Below are 22,496 nucleotides of genomic sequence, written 5' to 3' on the forward strand. Positions count from 1 at the left end.
TCATGGCGTCCCCGGCAACTACTGAGCTTTGGATTTCCTCCTTCCTGCAAGCGCAGGCTGCCGAGCTTGGGGCAGCCAACAATACCCTGTTGGCCTATGGCCGCGACCTAAAGGATTTTGCCGCCTGGCTGCAGCGCCGCAAATCCAACTTTGCCGAGGCTGAGCGGGATCAGATCGAGGCATATCTGATCGATTGCGACGCCCAAGGTCTGGCGCAGTCCACCCGAGCCCGACGATTGTCAGCGATCAAACAAATCTACCGTTTCGCGTTCGAGGAAGGCTGGCGCGACACCAACCCCGCCATTCAGATCAAAGGGCCCGGACGCCAAAAACGCCTGCCCAAAACGCTGGACGTGCCCGAGGTGGACCGGCTGCTGCAAGCCGCCCGGCAAACCGGGCGCACCAAGGCAGACCGGGTGCGGAATACCTGCCTGATGGAAGTTCTCTATGCCACCGGTATGCGGGTGACCGAACTGGTCTCATTACCTGTGTCGTCAGCTCGCGGTGATCCGCGCATGTTGCTGGTGCTGGGCAAAGGCGGAAAAGAGCGGATGGTACCCCTATCTCCGCCTGCACGCGACGCACTGGCGGTCTGGCTAAAGGTGCGGGATGAAGCCGAGGATCAAGTGGTTGCCGATGGCGGCCAGCGATCCAAGTTCCTGTTCCCCTCACGCGGCAAATCCGGGCATCTAACTCGGCATATGTTCTTTCTGCTGGTCAAGGAATTGGCTGTTCAGGGCGGCGTGTCACCGGAAAAAGTCACGCCGCACACGCTGCGCCACGCATTTGCGACGCATCTACTGGCCAACGGTGCCGATTTGCGGTCGATCCAGACCCTACTGGGGCACGCGGATGTGGCGACTACCGAGATTTACACTCATGTTCTCGACGAACGTCTGGCCGAGCTGGTGTTAGAGCATCACCCACTGGCGAAAGACCCCGACAACAAGGGCTAACCCCTTGATCCGCAGGGGGCGCGCCCCCATAACGGATGCAGCAACACCAACAACCAAGGACCAATGGAACCCTCTTCTTCTCTGATCGACGGCGCATTCTGGTTTACCACAGGCGCCATTCTGCTTTTGCTCGTCCTGTCGGGCTTTTTCTCGGGTTCTGAAACGGCATTGACCGCATCGTCACGCGGCAAGTTGCGGGCGCAGGCCGACAAAGGCTCACGCGGGGCGCAAAAGGCGCTGGACATCACCGATGACAATGAACGTCTGATCGGCTCGGTCCTGCTGGGCAATAACCTTGTGAATATCCTTGCCGCCTCGCTGGCCACCGCCTTGTTCACCCGGTTGTTTGGCGAAAGCGGCGTGGCGCTGGCAACGCTTGTCATGACTTTGCTGGTACTGGTTTTCGCCGAAGTTCTGCCCAAGACCTATGCCATTACCAACGCGGAAAAAGCGGCAGCATTGGTCGCGCCGATCATCAGTATTGTGGTGACGGTGTTTTCGCCCATGGTCGCAGCCGTACGCCTGCTGGTGCGCGGCGTCTTGCGTTTGTTCGGTGTTCGGATCGACCCGGACAGCAACATTCTTGCAGTACGTGAAGAGATCGCGGGCGCGCTGCAGCTGGGCCATTCCGAAGGTGTGGTGGAAAAAGAAGACCGAGACCGCATCCTTGGCGCGCTGGATCTGGGTGATCGGACGGTGGAAGAGATCATGCTTCACCGCTCGAACATCGAGATGATCGATGCCGACGACGCACCCGAGGCCATTCTGCAACAATGTCTGAAAAGCCCGCACACCCGTCTGCCCGTTTTCCGGGATGAGCCGGAGAACATTGTTGGAGTCGTTCACGCTAAGGACCTGTTTCGCGCCATGTATGCCCATGCAGGTGCCAGTGAAAGTGACACCAACCGGCTAAAAGAATTCGATATCTCCAAAGTGGCAAACGACCCGTACTTTGTGCCGGAAACCACGACGCTGGACGACCAAATGCGGGAATTCCTGCGGATGCACAGCCATTTTGCCCTGGTGGTCGACGAATACGGATCATTGCGCGGTTTGATCACGCTGGAAGATATCCTGGAAGAAATCGTGGGAGAAATCGCCGACGAATTCGATATAGAAGAAGACGTTCCGGTGACCCGCACCGAAGACGGGCAGTATCTGGTCGAAGGAGCAATGACGATCCGCGACGCAAACCGCGCGATGGACTGGTCATTGCCAGATGATGAGGCGAACACAGTCGCCGGGCTTGTCATACATGAGGCACAGATGATCCCGGTGGTAGGTCAGGTCTTCTCATTCCACGGGTTTCGGTTCGAAGTCACCGCGAAGGACGGCAACCGGGTGACCGAGTTGAAAATCCGACCGCTATAACTCGGCTAAAGAAAAAACCGGCGCCCACCATCGGGCGCCGGTTTCATTTCCGGGGTTACGCGAACCAGGTACGGCTGGCGACATAGCCATCCATCAGGTCACCGTTCGCATGTGCGGACCAACCCGTCACCTTGTCCGAATATCCGTCGATGAACTGATTGAACATCGGGTTGATCAGACCGCCCTCTTCCCAGACGATGCGCGCCATCTGGGCGTAGATGTCTTTGCGCTTGGTGGCGTCCAGCTCAGCACGGGCTTTCAATACCAGCGCGTCGAACTCTTCGTTCTTAAAGTTGGTGTCGTTCCAGTCTGCGGTCGACAGATAGCCAACCGACCACATCTGATCCTGCACCGGACGCCCACCCCAGTAGGATGCACAGAACGGTTTGTTGTTCCACACTTCCGACCAGTAGCCGTCCGCCGGCTCACGCTGAATCTCAAGCGGGATACCAGCCGCTTGTGCCGACAGCTGGAACAATTGCGCCGCGTCAAGTGCACCGGCAAACGCGGCGTCAGACACATGCAGAACGATGGGCGAGCCGTCATGACCCGACGCTTTGTAATGCTCAGCTGCCTTGGCCAGATCGAACTGGCGCTGCTCCATCGACGCATCGAACAGCGGATAGGCTTCGTTGATCGGAATATCGTTCCCGACCGAGCCAAAACCGCGCAGAACCTTGTCGACCAGCTCCTCGCGATTGATGGCGTATTTCAGCGCCAGCCGCAGGTCTTTGTTGTCAAACGGTGCGGTGTCGGTGTGCATGACAAAGATGTAATGTCCCCGGCCCGAGGTCGCGTTGATGGTAACACCCGGCGCGCGGCCAAACAGCTTGGCGGTACGCGGTGGCACCACGTTAATGGCGTGTACCTGTCCGGCCTGCAATGCTGCCGAACGGGCAGTGTCATCGTTCAGAACAAGGATCTCGTGGCTGTCATAATGGCCAACGTTTTCATCCCAGTGGTTGGCGAACTTCTCGAACGCATAGCGCACTCCAGGTTCATCTGCGGTCACCTTGTAAGCACCGGTCGAAACCCCCTCGCCGGGGTTATCGATCCCGCCACCCGGCTGCATGACCAGATGATAATCCGACATCAGATACGGCAGGTCTGCGTTGGGTGTGGTCAGCGTGATCACCACATAGTCACCGTCGATCCGCACATCCTCGATCCCGCGCATGATGCCCAAAGCACCCGACTGCGAATCTTCGTTCGAGTGGCGCGCCAGGGTCTGCTGTACATCTTCAGGCGTCAGTGTCTTGCCATTGTGGAATTCGACGCCTTTGCGGATCAGGAAAGTCCAGACCTTACCGTCTTCATTCGCTTCCCAGCTTTCGGCAAGGCTTGGCTCGATTCCACCATCAGCAGTGACCACGGTCAGTGTGTTGCCATAGGCCCGCAGCGCCTTGGCCGTCACATGCGACGCCGACAGCGCCGGGTCCAGCGAGTTGGTGCTTTCACCACCCGTCAGCCCCAAAACGAAATGACCGCCTTTTTGGGGCGTCTCGGCCAGACCGGCCTCGGCCCAGATCATGTTCGCAGCAGTGGCGGTCAGACCAAGTGCCGCAGCTTTGGCCATGAATTCACGGCGGCTCAACGCTTGGGGTTGGGGATCAAACTTGCTCATCTTATGTCCTTGTAGAGTAGTTACACAGGTTCCTTCCCGGACGCCTGGTAGATCGATTCCGTAACAGAACCGCGACACCCTTTAGCGGATGTTTTCCGCAGATGCGATTTGCTGCGGCGACACGTTTTGTCGCATTCGGAATTGCATCCTGATCCCCACTGATCAGACTGACAAAAACACTGACGGAGGCCTTCATGAAACTTGAAACCCGCGTAGCAGTTATTGGCGGTGGCGTCGTCGGTTGTTCCGTGCTGTACCACCTGACCAAACTGGGGTGGTCCGACGTCATGCTGCTGGAACGCTCAGAACTCACCAGTGGCTCAACCTGGCACGCGGCGGGCGGGTTCCACACGTTGAACGGTGACACCAACATGGCCGCGCTGCAGGGGTACACAATCCGCCTGTACAAAGAGTTGGAAGAGATCACCGGTATGTCTTGCGGTTTGCACCACGTAGGTGGCGTGACTTTAGCCGACAACCAGGACCGGTTCGACATGTTACTGGCCGAGCGCGCCAAGCATCGGTTCATGGGATTGGAGACCGAGATCGTCGGGCCGGACGAGATCAAGAAGATCGCGCCCATCGCCAATACAGACGGCATCATCGGTGCGCTGTATGATCCGCTGGACGGGCATCTGGACCCATCGGGCACCACTCATGCTTATGCCAAGGCGGCTCGGATGGGTGGGGCCACAATCGAAACGCATTGCATGGTGCGCGAGACCAACCAACGCCCCGACGGCACCTGGGATGTGGTCACCGATAAGGGCACCATTCACGCCGAACATGTAGTCAACGCCGGTGGCCTCTGGGCGCGCGAGGTTGGCGCGATGGCCGGTGTCTACTTCCCGCTGCACCCAATGGAACATCAGTATCTGGTGACAGATTCAATCCCGCAGATCGAAGCGATCATCGACGCTGGCGGAGAACACCCGCATGTCATGGACCCTGCCGGCGAAAGCTATTTGCGGCAAGAAGGGCGCGGGCTGTGCATCGGGTTCTATGAACAGCCCTGCAAGCCGTGGGCCGTCGACGGCACCCCGTGGGAGTTCGGGCATGAGCTGCTGCCAGACGACTATGACAAAATCACGGACAGTATCGAATTCGCCTATCGTCGCTTTCCTGTTCTGGCCGAAGCCGGGGTGAAATCGGTGATCCACGGACCGTTTACCTTTGCACCGGACGGGAACCCTCTGGTCGGGCCGGTACCGGGGATGCGCAACTACTGGTCAGCCTGCGGCGTGATGGCCGGATTCAGCCAAGGTGGCGGAGTTGGCCTGACGTTGGCGCAATGGATGATCGAGGGCGAACCGGAACGCGATGTCTTTGCGATGGACGTGGCCCGGTTCGGAGATTGGATCAGCCCCGGGTACACCCGCCCGAAAGTGATCGAGAATTATCAGAAACGCTTCAGCGTCGCCTACCCGAATGAGGAACTGCCCGCCGCGCGCCCAAACCGAACAACCCCGATGTACGATATTTTCAGCGATCTGGGCGCTGTCTGGGGTCAGCAATACGGATTGGAAGTCCCGAACTATTTCGCCCAAGGGGACGAGCCGGGCTATGAAACTCCCTCATTCCGTCGCTCGGACGCGTTTGACGCGACTGGGCGCGAAGTGCGCGCCGTTCGCAACAGTGTCGGCATCAACGAGGTCCACAATTTCGGCAAGTACCGCATTGCCGGCCCTACGGCCCGCGCGTGGCTGGATCGGATTATGGCCGGACGCATTCCACAACCTGGCCGAGTGTCTCTGACCCCGATGCTATCACCCAAGGGTAAACTGATCGGAGACTTTACCGTTTCGTGCCTGGCTGAAGGCGAGTTTCAACTGACCGCGTCATACGGCAGTCAGGCGTTCCACATGCGCCGGTTCCTGACACATCAGCAGAACGGCGTACAAATCGATAACATCAGCGACCGGTTGAACGGGTTTCAGATCGCGGGTCCAAAAGCAAAGCAAGTCCTGGACGCCTGCACCCGCGACAATGTTTCGGACCTCAGCTTTCTAGACGTGCGGCGTATGACCGTTGGCATGACCGACTGCATCGTGCAGCGGGTCAGCTATACCGGCGATCTGGGGTACGAGATTTATTGCGATCCGATGGCACAAAGACAGCTCTGGTGGGTTCTATGGCAGGCTGGGCAACCGCACGGGATGGTGCCGTTTGGAATGCGTGCGATGATGAGCCTGCGTCTGGACAAGTTCTTTGGCTCATGGATGAGGGAATTCTCACCTGACTATACCGCCGCGGAAACAGGTCTGGATCGGTTCATATCATTCTCGAAAAACGCCGATTTCATCGGCCGAACCGCCGCTGAGCAAGACCGATCGCAGGGCCCGGCGCGTAAATTGGTGGCATTTGAGGTGGACGCCGACGATGCCGATGTGAATGCGTATGAACCGATCTGGTTGGACGGTAAGGTTGTTGGCTTCTGCACGTCTGGCGGATACTCGCACCATGCCCAAAGATCGGTTGCAATGGGGTTCTTGCCCGTGGACCGGGTGACTGACGGACTGCAGGTTGAAATCGAAATCCTTGGTCAACTGTGTACGGCTAGGGTGATCTCGGAACCACTATTTGACGCAGATGGCGCGCGCATGCGGGGATGACTCTGCCCTGTTGCGGCGGCATGGTGGCGGTATGACACAAATACCCATAATTCTATTGGCCGCTGGGCAATCCAGCCGCATGGGCGGCCAGGACAAGCTGTTGCAGATCATCGACGGCCAACCCTTGCTACGTCGCGCGGTATTGATTGCCGGGCTAGCGGCACCAGTCATCGTCGCATTACCCTCCGCCCCGCATCCCAGATACGAAGCGCTTGATGGGCTGGACATGCAAAAGGTCGAAATTCCGGATGCCCAAGAAGGTATGAATGCCAGCCTGCGCGGCGCACTTGCGCACGTTTCTCCCGAAGCGAGCGGCGCAATGATCTTGTTGGCAGATTTGCCGGACATCACAACCGAAGATCTGCTTGCAGTGCTATCCGCGGTCCAGGCCCACCCGGACAACCTGATATGGCGTGGCGCCACAGAGGACGGCAAACCGGGGCATCCAGTCATCTTTGATCGCAGCCTGTTTGATCAGCTCGGCCGTTTGACCGGAGACGAAGGCGCGCAATCCGTGGTGCGCGCGCATGCGGACAAGGTGCATCTGCACGCCCTGCCCGCCCGACACGCATTGCTGGATTTGGACACGCCCGCGGATTGGGCGACATGGCGCGCAAAGCGGACCATCTAAAATCGACAGGTCTGAAAGTAAATCGGCCCGGTCGATAACGACCGGGCCGGTACCCAAAACAGGACTACCACTTTTCATCAATCCCGGAAACGCGGCCAATAATGTCTGTCGACACTCTGGCTATTCCGCCGCCGAACCTAAACAAGACCCCCTCGTTAACATGCCGCTCAGCGTTTCCAGTGACTGTGACAAGCCTTGGGCACCCCCTAGTGCCTTTGGCTCCCCCTCGCTTGGGCACATTCATCGTCACCCATCCGCTGGGTTCAAACAACGTAAAATTGGAAAGAACGGTTAATTTTGCCGATATCAGGATGGTTTTTCCGCAACATTTAATGACAGCGAATCAACCTTAAGATGAGTGTCATTTTTGCCCGAAACACCACATTTCACCATTAAGCATAAACCTAATGTGCTATCTGGTCTAAATGTTATAAATTGTTTTCGATAACCGCATTAACACTTGCAGATCGACACAACCAAGACGGTATCACCTGAAAATCGGAGTTTGCGACGGCTGACTTGTTAACGATTTTGATTCAATTCAACCTTTTTCGCACTTTGGCGTCCAAACCGGCAACAATCCACCGATTCGCGCTCAGTGATTCGCACAAATCCTCCGACTCCGGTCCTCGAACGTCGCGATAGAACCGCTAATTTGTGGCAAAATTAAGATATCTTAACAATTCGCTCAGGAAACACACAGAGTGAAGGCGCATCTCCTGTTTCAACGCGCGGCCGCACCCGCGTGATATAAACAGGAGATAAAAATGAGCATCCGCAAGTCCTCACTTCTTTTGCCCGGGACAGCCAGTTGGGTTGGCGCTGGCGCACTGAGCGCCGCATTGCTGGCGACCACCGCCCTGCCCTCGATGGCCGACGAAGCACTGGCCGATCTTGTTGAAAATGTATCGCCCTCGGTCGTCACCATCATCGCCGAACAAGGTGCCACACCGGTTCCCACGCAGGGACAGGAGTTTGACTTTGACCAACACCCGTTTGGAGAATTTTTCAAACGCTTCGGCGCGCCCGAAGGGTTTAACGCCCCGCAGCGTGGACCGGCACAAGGTCTGGGTTCGGGTTTCGTTTTGGATGAAGCGGGTTACATCGTTACCAATCACCATGTCGTAGACAATGCCGAGTCCGTAACAGTTCGCATGTCGGACGACCGTACGTTTGACGCCGAGGTTATTGGCACCGACCCGCTGACCGACATCGCAGTTCTGAAGATCGACGCAGATGAAACCCTGCAGGCGGTTGAACTGGGTGACAGCGAAGGCATCCGCGTGGGCGAAGACGTCGTAGCCATCGGCAACCCGTTCGGGCTGCATTCAACCGTGACGACCGGTATCGTATCGGCCAAAGGGCGCAACATCTCGCAAGGGCCGTATGCTGAATTCATTCAAACCGACGCAGCTATCAACAAAGGCAACTCGGGTGGTCCGCTGTTCAACATGGAAGGTGAAGTCGTTGGCGTGAATTCGGCGATCTACTCGCCCACCGGTGGCTCAGTGGGTCTGGGGTTTGCGGTGACATCAAACATTGTGGAACACATCGCGGCCGACCTGCGCGATGACGGCCAGGTCAGCCGGGGTTGGCTGGGTGTGTCGATCCAGAATGTCAGCCCCGAGCTTGCGGCAGCCATGGGCATCGATAGCTCAACCGGCGCGCTGGTTGCGGATGTTGTTGCCGACAGCCCGGCCGAGGGCGTTCTGCAACAGGGTGATGTCATTCTGACCTTCAACGATGAAGTGGTCGATTCCAGCAGCGATCTTCCGGTCCTTGTCGGTACCACCAAAGTGGGCACTGACAGCGTTCTGACCGTTCTGCGCGATGGCAAGGAACAACAGATCGAGTTGACCGTCGGCCAGCATCAAAGCGCATCGGCCCAGATTGATAAGTCAGTGGACGAAACCGTCTCGGGCACTGCTTTGGGCGTAACTATTGCACCGCTGACCGACACCAACCGCGCCGAGATGGGTGTGGCTGAAAATGTCGATGGTGTGATCGTCACTGACCTGAAACCCGATAGCCCGGCAGCCAAAGCCGGTCTGCAACGGGGCGATGTGATCGTGAAACTGGGCGGCCAGGAAACCGCAACACCGGACGCGTTGAAGGCCGCTCTGGACAGCGAAAAAACCGACCCCGCGCTTGTTCTTATCAATCGCGGTGGAAACCAGATCTTTGTAGCGGTGGAAATCGCCTGATCTGACACCAGCGCGCGCCACGTGATGGGGAAATCTGGCGGGCGCCTCCTCGGTGGTTTGAATTGTCCGCAAACCTCCGAGACTGCCGGGTGCGATACACCGCACCCGGCAGATTGATTAGCCAACCCATGTGCTTTGCCCAAAAATTGTGTTTAAATCCCGGTAGAAAGGAACTCGCATCATGAGCCGTCGCTTGCTGATCGTCGAAGATGATGAAGATACCCGAGAGTTCATCGCCAAGGGATTTGGCGAAGAAGGTTATGTCATCGAGCAGGCCGAGGACGGCCGGGAAGGTCTTTACCATGCCACCGATGGCGGGTTTGACGCGGTTGTTCTGGACCGCATGTTGCCGGGTTTGGATGGCCTGTCGCTGATCAAATCGATGCGTGCGGCGGGCGTTAAAACGCCGGTTCTGATGCTAACCGCCATGAGCGCCGTTGATGAACGTGTCAAAGGGCTGCGTGCCGGTGCGGATGACTATCTGGTCAAACCGTTCTCGTTCCAGGAATTGCACGCCCGGATCGAGGCCCTTCTGCGCCGACCGCAAGAGGCCGAGGAAAGCCCGACCCTGAATTGCCGCGACCTTGAGATGGACCTGCTGACCCGCAAGGTCACCCGCAACGGGCGCGAGATCACCCTTACCCCGCGTGAGTTTCAGATCCTCGAGTTTTTCCTGCGCCGGAAGAACCGCGTGGTATCGCGCACCATGCTGCTTGAGGGGGTTTGGGACTATCACTTCGACCCCAATACCAATGTGGTCGATGTCCATATCTCGAAACTGCGGCGTCAACTGGACGAAGGCGGCGAGCCGCCGTTGATTGAAACCGTCCGGGGCGCCGGTTACATGATATCTGATGGATAACCTTCGACTTTCCTTTAACAATTCACGCACACGCCTCGTACTGGCCAGCATGGTCCTCAGTACCTTGCTGACCGCGACCGTGCTGGCGTTGGTCTATGTAACGGCGAACCGCAGCATTGAAAGCGAGACACGCTCGGTCGTGTCGGCAGAGCTGACAGGGTTGGCGGATGAATACGAACGCCGAGGCCTGATCGGGTTGATGCGGGCGATTGAGCGGCGTCTTCCAACCGCCGCTGACCGCGATGCGTTATATCTTCTGACCGATCGCTTTGGCGTCAATCTGGCTGGCAACCTCAAACAATGGCCCGAGAATATCGCAGCCGGCAGCGGCTGGGTCGATCTGGAACTGCGCCGGGCCGAAAATGATGAATTGGTGCCCGTCTCGGCCGCCTCGGTTCGCCTGCCCGGCGGTGAACGCCTGCTGGTAGGACGCGACGCACTGGCGCGGCAGCAATTCGACCGGGTTCTGCTGCGGTCGGTCGGCATCGCGCTGGCAATTGCCCTAGCGCTGAGTGTACTCACCGGTTGGCTATTCACCCGCCTGGTCTTTTCTCGCTTGTCCGATATCGCCAACACGGCAGAGAACATCGTATCGGGCGACCTAACCCGGCGCATGCCCCTGCGCGGCACTGGGGACGAATTCGATCAGGTATCCGGGACGCTCAACACCATGCTGGACCGGATTGAGGAACTGGTTAGCAATCTACGTACAACGTCAAATTCAATCGCCCACGATCTGCGCTCGCCCCTGTCGCGGTTGAAGCAACGAGTTGAAACGCTGTCTGACCCTTCGAAAACGGATCAAGAGCGCGAGATTGATATCGCGCGGGCCAGTGTCGAAATCGACCATGTGTTGCGAGTATTGGGGCAACTGACCGAAATCTCACGCGCCGAAGCTGGTGTTGGTCGGGAACAATTCGAACCGGTCGATCTGCAGCAACTGGTGGCGGATGTAGTGGAGCTTTACGATCCCGTGGCAGTCGATCAGGGTATCCAGCTTGAGGTCACGGGCACAGCAGCGCCAATACCGGGGCATCGCCCGCTGTTGTCCCAGGCCCTTTCGAACCTGCTGGAAAACGCGATGCGCTATGCGCCGCAGGACACCACTGTCACGATCCACCTGTCCGAAGATGGTGCCTATTCAAATCTGAGCGTTCGCGATCGTGGTCCCGGCGTTCCGCAAGAAGACCTGCCGCGCCTGCAAATGCCGTTTGTCACACTGGACCCGGCCCGAACCGAGCGGAATGCCGGTCTGGGCCTAGCCCTTGTCGCTGCGATTTCCCACATGCATGGCGGCGCGTTTGAAGCCAGCAATTGTAATCCGGGGCTTGAAGCGAAAATCAAATTGGCGCGCAAACCCTAATTGGGTACGCCGTTGATTGCCATTGTCTTGTTTTTATAGCGTTTATCAGCAGTAACATCCTCACCGAACCAATCCGGCGGAGTGTAGGCCATAGCCTCGACTTCGGTCTCAAATTCCACCTCGACCAACTGCAGCGGGGCCAGATCGCCCTGAAACACGTCCAACTCAAACACGCGCCCGTCGGACAACTGGCCTGTGAAACGTTCCTTTTCCACCCGGCGCCCATCAGTTTCCGGCCAGAATGTTTCGAATTGCTCGGCCGTAATTTCAGCCTCACGCTCGACCCGCACCATCGAGCCGCCACCTTTGAGGGTTAGGAAGAACCGGTCATTCTTTTGACGCAGGCGCAGTTCGGTGGAATCGTCGGGCGCTGTCAAATATCCCTGCCGCACGACAGCTTTCTCTGCGCCGCTGAGGTCCGGCAGGTCCGCGACCAAAAACTTGCGTTCAATTTCCATGCTCATTTGCTTGAAATCACTCCGTTTTCCAATTCATCGAACAACGACTGATAGGCAGAACTGGCGTCTCTGCGACCAGCAAAGATACTGACCGGGGCGCGGTTTTGGCCCATACGTTCGATATCGGCGGCAAAAGGTATTTCGGTTTGCAGGAACCGTTTTTTGTACTGTTTACGCATCTTCTCCATCGTTTCCAGATGCAAGGTTTTGCGCCGCTGCACCATCGAAAAGAACGCCCTAATCTTTTTCTTGGGCAGCTTCTGTTGGTCAAAGAAGGCCACCAACTGCGCAAGCGTTCGCTCGGACAAAGTGGTCGGAATGACCGGCACCACGATCTGATCCGCCGCCTTAAAAACGTTCTCGGACAGGGTCGAAAAATTCGGGGGGCAATCCAGAATGATCACGTCGTAGTCACTGCCGGCGGCGGCCAGAGCCTTTTTCAACCGGGATCGCTTGTTTCGCATACGCGATAGGAATACGTCAAAGTCGCGGAAGGTCAGGTTCGCTGGCAACACGTCCAGCCCTTCGAAATCACTGGCCTTGATAGATTTGGTGAACCGGGAAACATCCTCGAAAAACCGCGCGTCGGTCAACTTTTTTGAAGGTTTTACCCGAAAATAGAACCCCGCCGCACCCTGCGGATCAAGGTCGCACAACAACACGGTGTACCCTGCTTGCGCATAGGCATAGGCCAAGTTTACCGAGGTTGCGGTTTTACCCACACCGCCCTTGTTGCTGTAGCAGGCAATGATCTTCACCAGTCAATCCTCCTTTTGGCGAAACAGGGCTCGGAACAGGTTCTGAATCTCCGGGCTATCGAAATGCTGAAAATTGGTAATCACGTGGTCACGCTCTGCTTTTTGGCGCTGATCGAGTACGGCGATCAGCCCTCCGGCGGCCATGGCAAGCGGCGCACTTGTCCGATTGCGGGCATCACTTTGAGTGGAAACAAAATTAAGCAGCGCCTCTTGTTGCACCGAATAGTCATTGAACAAACCCAAATTATCTTGCATTTTTTTCAATGGCTTAATGAGCGTTTTGAAATCACTCTTGTCGAACAAAGGCGCAAAGAACTCCATCAGATAGCGCAACTTCTTGCAATCTATCCGCAGTTCATGCACCGCCTCGTCTGGAGTTTTCGGGGTAATCCCACGGGCAAGCTTGCATACTTTTCGGTAGCGTTTCCAGATCAACGAACGGGCATAGTCATAAGCTTTGCGCTCGGCGTTGGGTCCGGTTTCCAACCGTTTAATATCAGCAAACAGTGCTAGAAGTTGCTTCATCTGTCTGCCATAGGCGGCACTGCGCAAACGCCGACTCAGCACAGCAAGTTCGCGGTTACGTTCTTGTTCAAACTTCACGAACATCGCCTCGATACCGGGATGAAGGTTGGACGGAATCAGATTGAAGTAAATGTCTTTTTCCAGAAGGTAGACATCCAAATCCCGCACCCGCCCCGTAGACGCCATCAGGTCCGAGAATTCGCGTTTTAGTGCGCTTGTCTGATCTGGCGAAAACACGCCTTTGAACAGGCTCAGCACGGACCGCACGCGCCTGAGCGAGACGCGATAATCATGCAAAAATTCCGTGTCTATATCCGCGACGATCCCTGCCTCATTCCGGCGCGCGACCTCCAGATAGGTGCGGATGATATCCACCGCCACTTCGATCGAGGGTTCCTGTTTGCCCAACTCGATATCGGGTTTGGCATTGTAGGCAGGGAAATCTGCAAAAAGGCCTTGCATGACCACCTCTGCACCTGACGCGCCAGCCGCCAATTCCCCTAACGCCAAACAGACCTTTTGAAAGGGGCGTTTATACCCGCGCAGGGGTTGAACGGTCAGGATCGTCACCTGCCCGTGGTGTGTGCCCAAAGTCAGGGCGCGGCCGCGAACTTGTGTTTTTTGCAGATCGTCCAATACGGCAAAGGTGCTGTTTTTGATGGTGCCAGAGCCGATACACATAAGCGCGCGCAACTTTGGGAAATCTTTCAACGTCGCGCGGACAGGTCCATCCGGCAGGTCCTGTACGAACATGCCTGTGCCGCAGCCATCTTGAAACAAAAAGTCCCTGTCGTTCAGCAGCTGCAACGAGCCGCCTGTTTCGATCAATAACCGCCCTTTGGCCCGTAACGACTGATCATGGCTGTCTAGCAGGTCAAAGGAGCGGGCAGCGGAAGGCGGTTCAAACGCGATCGTCAACCCCTTAACTAACCCTGAGAATTCGTCCTGGTAGAACTTGCCTGAAAGGACGAACACCCTGCGTTTCCGCCCCATCACCCGCGCCTCGTTTTCAAGGCATCAAGGCTTCGCAGCGCCGTGCCATCGAACTGCCAGCGCGGGTTCTTGCCGTGTCTCTTAGCGGCCTCCCGGTTCTTGAACATCGGCACCCTCATGACAGCATGGTGCCATGAAATCGCATACTATTCCGTCTGGCAAGCTTGATGTCTTTCTGACCGTGCGTCAGGTCGACAGCCCCTAAACACCCCGCTAAAAGTGGCGCATGTCCGACCCTATCTCCTCAATCCGCAACCTCGGCCCGGCTTACGAACAAGCCTGCGCCCGTGCAGGTATTCATTCGGCGCAGGAATTGCGCGAATTAGGTCCCGATAAAGCCTATTCCCGGCTTTTGCAGACAGGAACCAAGCCGCATTTCATCGGCTATTACGTGCTGGTCATGGGGTTGCAGGGCCGCCCGTGGAACGATTGCAAGGGCGATGAGAAAAAGGCCCTGCGGCAGCGGTTCGATGCCATTAAGGCCAGCGTCACCGCGATGCCTGAAACCCAGATGATCTCGGATCTGGATGCAATCGGTGTGCGGGTGTCTGCCGACGACCTCAAGCCGAAATAAAAAGAGCCGCACCCGTAAACGGGAGCGGCTCAAGAATCCGATCTGACGGCGGCTTAGCCGACCAGTTCGATGCCCGAGAAGAAGTAAGCGATTTCAACCGCTGCAGTTTCCGGAGCGTCCGAACCGTGGACCGAGTTTTCACCAACCGATTCAGCAAACTCGGCGCGGATGGTGCCGGGGGCTGCGTCTGCAGGGTTGGTTGCACCCATGACTTCGCGGTTCTTTGCAATGGCGCCTTCGCCTTCCAGAACCTGAACAACAACCGGAGCCGACGACATGAATTCGCACAGTTCGTCATAGAACGGACGCTCGGCATGCACGTCATAGAACTTGCCAGCCTGAGCTTTGGTCATGTGGATGCGCTTTTGCGCAACGATGCGCAGGCCGGCTTCTTCGAACTTGGCGTTGATCTTGCCAGTCAGGTTGCGGCGGGTTGCATCAGGTTTGATGATCGAGAATGTGCGTTCCAGTGCCATGTCGGCCTCTCCTTAACATAAGGCGCGGGGTCGCGCCGAAATCCATCGCGCGCCGCGTAGCACGGTCTGTCTGATATGAAAAGGACTATGATGTGCAGCGGCTCAGATCGTCTCGGGCAGTGGGTCCTGACGGTCAACCCAGCGCACATAAACCACGGCCAACAGTCCGGCAAAGCTGCATGCCCACATCATACCCAAAACCAGAAACGGCCCGTTGTCGGGGCTGACCCATAACCCGGTCAGCGAGGTCAGTATCGCCCCAAGCGCCACGATCATTGCACCTGACAAGCCAGCGGCGCTGCCTGCCAGTTTGGGCCGGACAGACATCAGACCGGCCGAAGCATTGGCGTTGGTCAATCCGTTGCCAAAGCCAACAAAAATAGCCGATCCGAAGAACACCCAGACCGAGCCCAGATCCGCAAGAAACAGCAGAAGACCCAAAAGTGGCCCAGTCGACGCGACGATGCGTCCGATCAGGATCATGGTTGTCAGTGGTGTTCTGGCGGCGATCCGACCCGTGATGAAATTCCCCACCATGAAGCCACCGGTGATGATGCCGATCCCCAATCCCAACATCGCGGGGCTTAGATCGAACCAAGCAGCGGCGACAAGGGGCGCGCCGGTGATGAAACTGTAGAACCCGCCGATCGAAAACGATGCACACAAGGCATAACCCCAGAACCGGCGAGCACGAAAAAGGTGGGGGTATTCACGCAACTGCGCCGCGAAGGTTGAAGAACGGTTGGTATTGGTCTCACCCATATCGACCCACAGCAACAGGAGCATCCCCGCCCCTAAGCCCGAGTACAGAACAAAGCCTGCCCGCCAGCCGAACAGGCCGTCCAGCGCACCGCCTAGCATTGGCCCAAGCATCGGGGCCAGCGCCATCGCCATGGCCACATAGCCCAGTTTGCTGGCGGCCTCGTTCGGCGGGTACATGTCCCGGATTGCGGCGTTCGACAGAACAGGCCCGGCAACCACAGCCGCCTGCAACAGACGAAAGCCCAGAAAGGCCCAGATTGATTCAGCCAAAACGCAACCAACCGAGGCCACAACAAAGACCGACATACAGATCAGCAAAACGGGCCTGCGACCAAATCGGTCGGACAGCGGCCCCATGATCAGTTGCAATACTGCAGACACCGCCAGATATCCGGCCACCGACAGGTTCACCAATGCATAGTCGACCTGAAAATCCCCGGCCATTCGGGCCAGCGACGGCAGGAACATATTCAACGTCAGCACGGAAATCGCCGTGGCGAACACCAAAGTGACCAGAGAGGGAGGCGAAGAAGCCGCGCGCATGTTAAAACCGTCAAAATCCAACCGGACCAGCGCTAGCACATAGGCTGACCGATGAACATGCCAACCCGCTGGCGGCGTCTGACATGCTCTGTTATGAGCGGCCCATGTTACGGATCGAAGACATCACCTATGCGGTCGAAGGCCGCCCCCTGTTTGACGGTGCCAGCGCCACCATTCCCGATGGCCACAAGGTTGGTCTGGTGGGGCGTAACGGCACTGGCAAGACCACTCTGTTCCGCTTGATCCGGGGCGAGTTGGCGCTGGAATCGGGCAATATCGTGTTGCCGAAACGCGCACGGATCGGCGGCGTGGCGCAAGAGGTCCCCTCGTCCGACGTGTCGCTGATCAACACGGTTCTGGCCGCCGACACCGAACGCAGCGCCCTAATGGCCGAGGCCGGCAGCGCGGAAGACCCCGCGCGCATTGCCGAGATTCAGACCCGGCTGGCGGATATCGACGCGTGGTCTGCCGAGTCCCGCGCGGCCTCGATCCTCAAGGGTCTGGGATTCGATGACGGAGATCAGTTGCGCCCCTGTTCCGACTTCTCGGGCGGTTGGCGGATGCGTGTGGCACTGGCGGCGGTGTTGTTTTCGCAGCCCGACCTATTGCTGCTAGACGAACCGACCAACTATCTGGACCTCGAAGGCGCACTGTGGCTGGAAAGCTATCTGGCGAAATATCCGCATACGGTGATCATCATCAGCCACGACCGCGGGTTGCTGAACCGTGCGGTGGGCTCGATCTTGCATCTGGAAGACCGCAAACTGACCTACTACGCGGTGCATTATGACAAATTCGCTGAACGCCGGGCGGAGCGACTGGCCCAGGCGGAATCTGAGAACGCCAAGGCCAAGGCCCGCATCGCTCACCTGCAAAGCTTCGTGGACCGGTTTCGGTACAAAGCATCCAAAGCCGTTCAGGCCCAGTCGCGCCTGAAGATGATCGAACGCATCCAGCTGGTCTCGACCCCACAAGAGGCCGCTTTGCGGGCGTTTTCATTCCCTGAGCCCGAGGAACTATCCCCCCCGATCATCCAGATCGAAGGCGGTGTGACAGGCTACGGCGAAACCGAAGTGCTGCGCCGTCTGAACTTGCGCATTGATCAGGACGACCGCATCGCGTTGTTAGGTAAAAACGGTCAGGGTAAATCGACGCTATCCAAGCTGCTATCCGACCGCCTACCCCTGATGGCGGGGAAGATGACCCGCAGCAACAAACTCCGCATCGGGTATTTCGCACAGCATCAGGTGGATGAGCTGCACGTGGACGAAACGCCGCTGGACCACCTGCGCCGTCTGCGCCCAGATGAGGCACCGGGCAAGTGGCGCTCGCGTCTGGCCGGGTTCGGGCTGAACGCGGATCAGGCGGAAACGCTGGTTGGGCGCCTTTCGGGCGGTCAAAAGGCCCGCTTGTCGTTGCTGATCGCAACCATCGAAGCGCCTCATATGCTAATCTTGGACGAACCGACCAACCACTTGGATATCGAAAGCCGCGAGGCGCTGGTCGAGGCGCTGACTGAATACTCCGGCGCAGTCGTTCTGGTCAGCCACGATATGCATCTACTGTCACTGGTTGCGGACCGGCTTTGGCTGGTCTCGGACGGAACGGTCAAACCCTTTGACGGAGACCTTGAGGCTTATCGCGCCATGCTGCTGGCCCGTGACAAACCGGTCAAAGAGAAACCCAAGGCAGCGAAACCCAAACGCCCTTCGCGTGATACGATGCAGGCCCTGCGCGCCGATCTGCGCAAATGCGAGGACCGGATTGAAAAGCTGACGGACATGCATGAGAAACTGTCCGCAAAACTAGCAGATCCAGCATTGTACGAAGACGACCGCATCAACGATCTGGAAACCTGGAATCGGAAATTTGCCGAAGTGGTTGAAGCCATGAAAAAGGCCGAGACTTTGTGGGTGGCAGCCGCCGAACGACTTGAACAGGCAGAAACAGCAGCATGATAGACAGCGCATTCCTTATCACCGCGTTCACGACGCTTTTCGTGGTCCTCGACCCGCCGGCCCAAACGCCTATCTTTGTGGCGTTGACCCAGGGCATGGACTGGCACACCCGTCGCTCAATCGCGATCAGGGCCTGTTTGACAGCAGGTGTGATTTTGGCCGCCTTCGCCGCCTTCGGTGAGGCCCTTCTGGGGTTTGTAGGCATCTCGATGGAAGCGTTTCGCGTCGCAGGGGGCGTTCTGTTGTTTCTGACCGCGCTCGACATGCTGTTTGAACGCCGCACCAAACGTCGGGAAAACAGTGCCGAGGAAGAGGAACATCCGGATCCATCGGTATTTCCGCTGGGTATTCCACTGATCGCTGGCCCCGGCTCGATTGCGACCATGATCCTGCTGGCAGGTCAGCAGCCCGGTATTCAGGGCTTGGCCGTGGTCGTCGGAGTAATGCTGGTCGTGTTGGCAATGGTCTTTGTGATGTATCTGACATCTGGGGCGGTGGCACGTGTATTGGGCAAAACCGGGCTGAATGTGTTGACCCGGCTGCTGGGTATGCTGCTGGCGGCGCTGTCGGTTCAGTTTATTTTGGACGGGCTCAAGGCCTTTGGTTTTGCGTCGTAAATCCCCATATAGATTAAAGTAAGCGTGGTAAGGGGTACGGCATGGACGGCGACAGCATTGGACGTTTGGTATATCTGGCCGTGCTTGGTGCGGCGGTGGTGGCGTGGTTCGTCTCGCAGAACCGTCAGTCTCTGAACAAGACCATGCAACAGGCGATGGCCTGGGTGTTCATTTTCGTCGGTGCCATTGCCGTTGTCGGACTGTGGGAAGACATCCGGTCAACCGTTGGCCCTGCCCCGCAGATGACTGTCACTGGCGAAACGATCGCGGTGCCTCGGGCACGTGACGGCCATTATTACCTGCCCGTTGTGGTGAACGGAGAGCCGATAACCTTTCTTGTCGACACCGGTGCCAGCCAGATCGTGCTGAGCGATCAGGACGCCCGACGCATTGGTATTGACCCTGACCAACTGAACTATCTCGGCCGCGCCTCGACCGCGAATGGAGAGGTCCGCACCGCACCCGTTCGGCTGGATAGCCTTGAGCTGGGGCCGATCACCGATCACAACGTCTCGGCCTGGGTCAACGAAGGCGATTTGCGCCAATCGCTGCTGGGCATGGATTATCTGCATCGCTTTTCGAATATCCAGTTCGCGGATGGCCGTCTGATCCTGTCTCGTTAAAGGGTCTGCGGCGGCATTTCCGAATTGAGAACAAAATAAGAACATGCTAGGCTGCGGGCATGTCTACAAACCTTCTTGGCCGCAAACCTGCGCGTGAGGCGCCGGGGCTGACCCTACACCCTCAGATCACTCTGCAACTGGCCCGCGTGCACGAGGCCTGCGGCCCCGCCCGGCGCAGCTTTGCCATGTGGTTGGCCGGTCAGGCGCAGGGGCCGGTGCTGTGGATTTCCCCAGCGTGGGAGTCCGGCCAATTGAACCCGGACGGGATGATGCCCTTTGCCGATCCTGCCCGGTTCCTGTTCGTCCGCCCCACCCGCGCCGAAGACCTGCTGTGGTGCATGGAAGAGGCGCTGCGCAGCGGGGCCATTCCGCTGATCATCGGCGACCTGCCGGGCGCACCAGGGCTGACGCCGGTGCGGCGCATGCATCTGGCTGCTGAACAGGGTGGCACGATGGGGCGGGCGCCGCTGGGGCTGCTGCTGACGCCCGGCGACGGTGGCGCGCAGGGGGTCGAGACCCGCTGGCACATGGCCGCGAACCATCAGGGCGAGGCCCGCCGCTGGACCCTGACCCGCCGCCGCGCCCGCGCCCTGCCTCCGGTCAGTTGGCACGCCACCCAGATCAAACCGCGCGCCGGGCTGAATCTGACCCGGACCGAAGCCGAAGATGTTTTGGTGTGACACATCACGCAGTTCACGCAACTTGTGACTGGCAAAAGCCGGACCCCCGACCTAGCGTGCCAGCATGAGCCATCCAATCCATGACAGCCGATATTCCTGGCTTCGCCTTCTGATCACGCTTGGCATCGCCATGGTGGCGAATGCCGGTATGTGGGCGGTGGTCGTGGTGATGCCCGCCATCGAGGTACAGTTCAACGCCGGAAGAGCCGAAGTGTCGATGCCCTACACGCTCGCCATGATCGGCTTTGCGTTGGGTAATATGTGGCTGGGGCAACTGGTGGATCGGCTGGGCGTGACCAAAGCGCTGATCGGGGCTTCTGTGCTAAGTGCAGTCAGCTATCTATTGGCGACATTGGCCCCGAACATGTTGATGCTCTCGGTGGCGCATCTATTGATGGGCTTGGGCGCATCCATCGGGTTTGGCCCCTTGATCGCGGACATTTCCCATTGGTTCATGCGGCGACGCGGGATCGCCGTCGCGCTGGTCGCCAGCGGAAACTACCTGTCTGGGGCCATCTGGCCCACCCTGCTGGCCGGAATTCTAGCCCGAGACGGGTGGCAGCAAGTCTATCTGACATTGGCCATCGTGACACTGATCGTTGTTATACCTCTTTCCTTACTACTAGGTCGTAAGGTTCCGGACGAAGCCCACAGTACTGCAGCAGCCACTGCTCAAATTAATACGCGCAGCGTTGGAATACCTCCGCGCACCCTTCAATACATCCTGGGTCTGGCCGGGATCGGCTGTTGCGTAGCCATGTCCATGCCACAAGTTCATATCGTGTCCTATTGCGTCGGGCTGGGCTATGGCCCTGCGGTCGGGGCCGAGATGTTGTCACTAATGCTGTTGGGTGGCGTCCTCAGCCGGATCGTTTCGGGGTTGGTCGCCGACAAGTTGGGTGGAATCAGGACCTTGCTTATCGGTTCTACCCTGCAATGCATCGCCCTGTTTCTATTCCTGCCCTATGATGGGATGGTCTCGCTTTATGTCATCAGTATGCTGTTCGGGCTGGCGCAAGGTGGGATCGTGCCCAGCTATGCCTTAGTGGTGCGCGAATACATGCCCCCGAAAGAGGCCGGCGCACGGGTGGGGTTCGTCCTCATGATGACCATCATGGGTATGGCTTTGGGCGGTTGGATGTCCGGGTGGATATACGACGTGACGGGAAGCTATCAGTTGGCCTTCGTCAACGGCCTTCTTTGGAACGGGTTGAACATCGCCATCCTGCTGGTGCTGCTGCACCGCTCGCGCCCTCGCGGGCACGGGGCGTTGGCATGAGCCTGCTGTCCCGGCGCATCGTTCTGGCCGGGTTGGCCGCCTTGCCCATGGCGCGTCCAGCCCAAGCTGCGCTTACTCAATACGAGCTGCTGTCACAGGGCACATCCGTCGACTTTACCTTTGATCTGTCGGGCCTTGCACAATCCGGTACCATGCCAATCCAGTCGGCGGATATTCAGATCGACCTGAGCAATCTGATCAACAGCCGCGTCAGCGTGACCCTGAACGCGGCTGAAGCCCGCACCAGATTGCCCTTTGCCCGAACCGCAATGCTGAGCGCCGGGGTGCTGGACGTTGAGAACTCTCCATCCATTCACTTTACGTCAACCAAGGTGCAGCTTGGAGAAGGCGGTCGAATTTCGCGCGGGGCAGAGATTACCGGAGACCTGACCCTGCGCGGCGTCACCCGCCCGATCACCCTGCAAGCCAACCTTCACCGACCGCCCGGCAGCGCCGCAAATATCCTGGATATGCTCTCGATCCAATTGACCGGCTCGCTCAACCGTCACGACTTTGGGGCGTCCGGCTATGCCGATCTGGTACAGGACACCGTCGGGCTAGACATCCGGGCTGAAATCAAAAAAGCCGAATAGGCAAAAAACGACGCGCCCGCGTCGATTAGGCGCG

The 22,496-nt window shown here is 58.0% G+C and carries 20 protein-coding genes; 14 read left to right on the forward strand and 6 right to left on the reverse strand.

What is annotated here, in order from left to right:
• Nucleotides 1-2: 2 nt before the first annotated feature.
• Together ACR0M2_RS01610 and ACR0M2_RS01615 are read left to right on the forward strand one after the other, a co-directional pair.
• The gene (locus ACR0M2_RS01610) at nucleotides 3-956 is read left to right on the forward strand and encodes a site-specific tyrosine recombinase XerD (protein ID WP_480703880.1); all 954 of its coding nucleotides are present in this window, start codon (nucleotides 3-5) and stop codon (nucleotides 954-956) included.
• A gap of 63 nt (nucleotides 957-1,019) precedes the next feature.
• The gene (locus ACR0M2_RS01615; RefSeq protein ID WP_170348462.1) at nucleotides 1,020-2,327 is read left to right on the forward strand and encodes an HlyC/CorC family transporter; all 1,308 of its coding nucleotides are present in this window, start codon (nucleotides 1,020-1,022) and stop codon (nucleotides 2,325-2,327) included.
• Between the two features lie 55 nt (nucleotides 2,328-2,382).
• On the opposite strand, the gene ACR0M2_RS01620 is transcribed toward ACR0M2_RS01615, so the two are convergent.
• Nucleotides 2,383-3,951: an ABC transporter substrate-binding protein gene (locus tag ACR0M2_RS01620; protein ID WP_480703881.1), complete on the reverse strand. Its 1,569-nt coding sequence runs from the start codon at nucleotides 3,949-3,951 to the stop codon at nucleotides 2,383-2,385.
• Between the two features lie 194 nt (nucleotides 3,952-4,145).
• Here ACR0M2_RS01620 and ACR0M2_RS01625 point away from each other — a divergent pair, with 194 nt between their 5' ends.
• The 5 genes from ACR0M2_RS01625 to ACR0M2_RS01645 all read left to right on the forward strand — a co-directional run bounded on the left by ACR0M2_RS01625 (nucleotide 4,146) and on the right by ACR0M2_RS01645 (nucleotide 11,623).
• Nucleotides 4,146-6,563: a GcvT family protein gene (locus tag ACR0M2_RS01625; RefSeq protein ID WP_480703882.1), complete on the forward strand. Its 2,418-nt coding sequence runs from the start codon at nucleotides 4,146-4,148 to the stop codon at nucleotides 6,561-6,563.
• A gap of 31 nt (nucleotides 6,564-6,594) precedes the next feature.
• Nucleotides 6,595-7,194: a nucleotidyltransferase family protein gene (locus ACR0M2_RS01630; protein ID WP_170548473.1), complete on the forward strand. Its 600-nt coding sequence runs from the start codon at nucleotides 6,595-6,597 to the stop codon at nucleotides 7,192-7,194.
• A 767-nt stretch (nucleotides 7,195-7,961) separates the two neighbouring features.
• Entirely contained in the window at nucleotides 7,962-9,398 is a 1,437-nt protein-coding gene (locus tag ACR0M2_RS01635; RefSeq protein WP_480703883.1) for a DegQ family serine endoprotease, read from the forward strand.
• A gap of 181 nt (nucleotides 9,399-9,579) precedes the next feature.
• The gene (locus ACR0M2_RS01640; RefSeq protein WP_170348457.1) at nucleotides 9,580-10,260 is read left to right on the forward strand and encodes a response regulator transcription factor; all 681 of its coding nucleotides are present in this window, start codon (nucleotides 9,580-9,582) and stop codon (nucleotides 10,258-10,260) included.
• Nucleotides 10,253-11,623, forward strand: a complete 1,371-nt coding sequence (locus tag ACR0M2_RS01645; RefSeq protein WP_170358095.1) for a sensor histidine kinase — start codon at nucleotides 10,253-10,255, stop codon at nucleotides 11,621-11,623. Before ACR0M2_RS01640 ends, ACR0M2_RS01645 begins: the two co-directional genes overlap by 8 nt.
• On the opposite strand, the gene ACR0M2_RS01650 is transcribed toward ACR0M2_RS01645, so the two are convergent.
• From ACR0M2_RS01650 to ACR0M2_RS01660, 3 genes are read right to left on the reverse strand one after another with little or no spacing between them, the layout of a single operon-like run.
• Complete coding sequence (locus ACR0M2_RS01650) at nucleotides 11,620-12,087, reverse strand: CYTH domain-containing protein (RefSeq protein ID WP_170374971.1); 468 nt, start codon at nucleotides 12,085-12,087, stop codon at nucleotides 11,620-11,622. The genes ACR0M2_RS01645 and ACR0M2_RS01650 overlap by 4 nt on opposite strands.
• The gene (locus ACR0M2_RS01655; RefSeq protein WP_480703884.1) at nucleotides 12,084-12,839 is read right to left on the reverse strand and encodes a ParA family protein; all 756 of its coding nucleotides are present in this window, start codon (nucleotides 12,837-12,839) and stop codon (nucleotides 12,084-12,086) included. The genes ACR0M2_RS01650 and ACR0M2_RS01655 overlap by 4 nt, the downstream gene beginning before the upstream one ends.
• Nucleotides 12,840-12,842: 3 nt before the next feature.
• The gene (locus ACR0M2_RS01660; protein ID WP_480703885.1) at nucleotides 12,843-13,859 is read right to left on the reverse strand and encodes a CHAD domain-containing protein; all 1,017 of its coding nucleotides are present in this window, start codon (nucleotides 13,857-13,859) and stop codon (nucleotides 12,843-12,845) included.
• 724 nt (nucleotides 13,860-14,583) lie between these two features.
• Here ACR0M2_RS01660 and ACR0M2_RS01665 point away from each other — a divergent pair.
• Nucleotides 14,584-14,931, forward strand: a complete 348-nt coding sequence (locus ACR0M2_RS01665; protein ID WP_170505042.1) for a TfoX/Sxy family protein — start codon at nucleotides 14,584-14,586, stop codon at nucleotides 14,929-14,931.
• Nucleotides 14,932-14,984: 53 nt separating this feature from the next.
• Here the strand turns inward: ACR0M2_RS01665 and ndk are convergent, their stop codons facing one another.
• Entirely contained in the window at nucleotides 14,985-15,407 is a 423-nt protein-coding gene (ndk, locus tag ACR0M2_RS01670) for a nucleoside-diphosphate kinase (RefSeq protein ID WP_008757405.1), read from the reverse strand.
• 102 nt (nucleotides 15,408-15,509) lie between these two features.
• On the reverse strand, nucleotides 15,510-16,712 hold the full coding sequence (locus ACR0M2_RS01675) for a multidrug effflux MFS transporter (RefSeq protein ID WP_480704213.1): 1,203 nt from the start codon (nucleotides 16,710-16,712) through the stop codon (nucleotides 15,510-15,512).
• Between the two features lie 104 nt (nucleotides 16,713-16,816).
• Between ACR0M2_RS01675 and ACR0M2_RS01680 the strand changes: the two genes are divergently transcribed.
• From ACR0M2_RS01680 to ACR0M2_RS01705, 6 genes are all read left to right on the forward strand, one after another.
• A complete protein-coding gene (locus tag ACR0M2_RS01680) occupies nucleotides 16,817-18,670 on the forward strand; it encodes an ABC-F family ATP-binding cassette domain-containing protein (RefSeq protein WP_480703886.1) in 1,854 nt (617 codons plus the stop codon).
• Complete coding sequence (locus tag ACR0M2_RS01685; RefSeq protein ID WP_170348449.1) at nucleotides 18,667-19,287, forward strand: MarC family protein; 621 nt, start codon at nucleotides 18,667-18,669, stop codon at nucleotides 19,285-19,287. The genes ACR0M2_RS01680 and ACR0M2_RS01685 overlap by 4 nt, the downstream gene beginning before the upstream one ends.
• Before the next feature lie 41 nt (nucleotides 19,288-19,328).
• On the forward strand, nucleotides 19,329-19,910 hold the full coding sequence (locus ACR0M2_RS01690; protein WP_170348448.1) for a retropepsin-like aspartic protease family protein: 582 nt from the start codon (nucleotides 19,329-19,331) through the stop codon (nucleotides 19,908-19,910).
• 59 nt (nucleotides 19,911-19,969) lie between these two features.
• On the forward strand, nucleotides 19,970-20,590 hold the full coding sequence (locus ACR0M2_RS01695) for an ImuA family protein (RefSeq protein ID WP_170348447.1): 621 nt from the start codon (nucleotides 19,970-19,972) through the stop codon (nucleotides 20,588-20,590).
• Nucleotides 20,591-20,654: 64 nt separating this feature from the next.
• Nucleotides 20,655-21,869 (forward strand): MFS transporter, encoded by a 1,215-nt coding sequence (locus ACR0M2_RS01700; RefSeq protein ID WP_170358083.1) that lies wholly within the window; start codon nucleotides 20,655-20,657, stop codon nucleotides 21,867-21,869.
• Complete coding sequence (locus tag ACR0M2_RS01705) at nucleotides 21,866-22,462, forward strand: YceI family protein (protein WP_480703887.1); 597 nt, start codon at nucleotides 21,866-21,868, stop codon at nucleotides 22,460-22,462. The genes ACR0M2_RS01700 and ACR0M2_RS01705 overlap by 4 nt, the downstream gene beginning before the upstream one ends.
• The last annotated feature ends 34 nt before the right edge of the window (nucleotides 22,463-22,496 follow it).

It is taken from the genome of Ruegeria sp. BE10, from assembly GCF_056538905.1.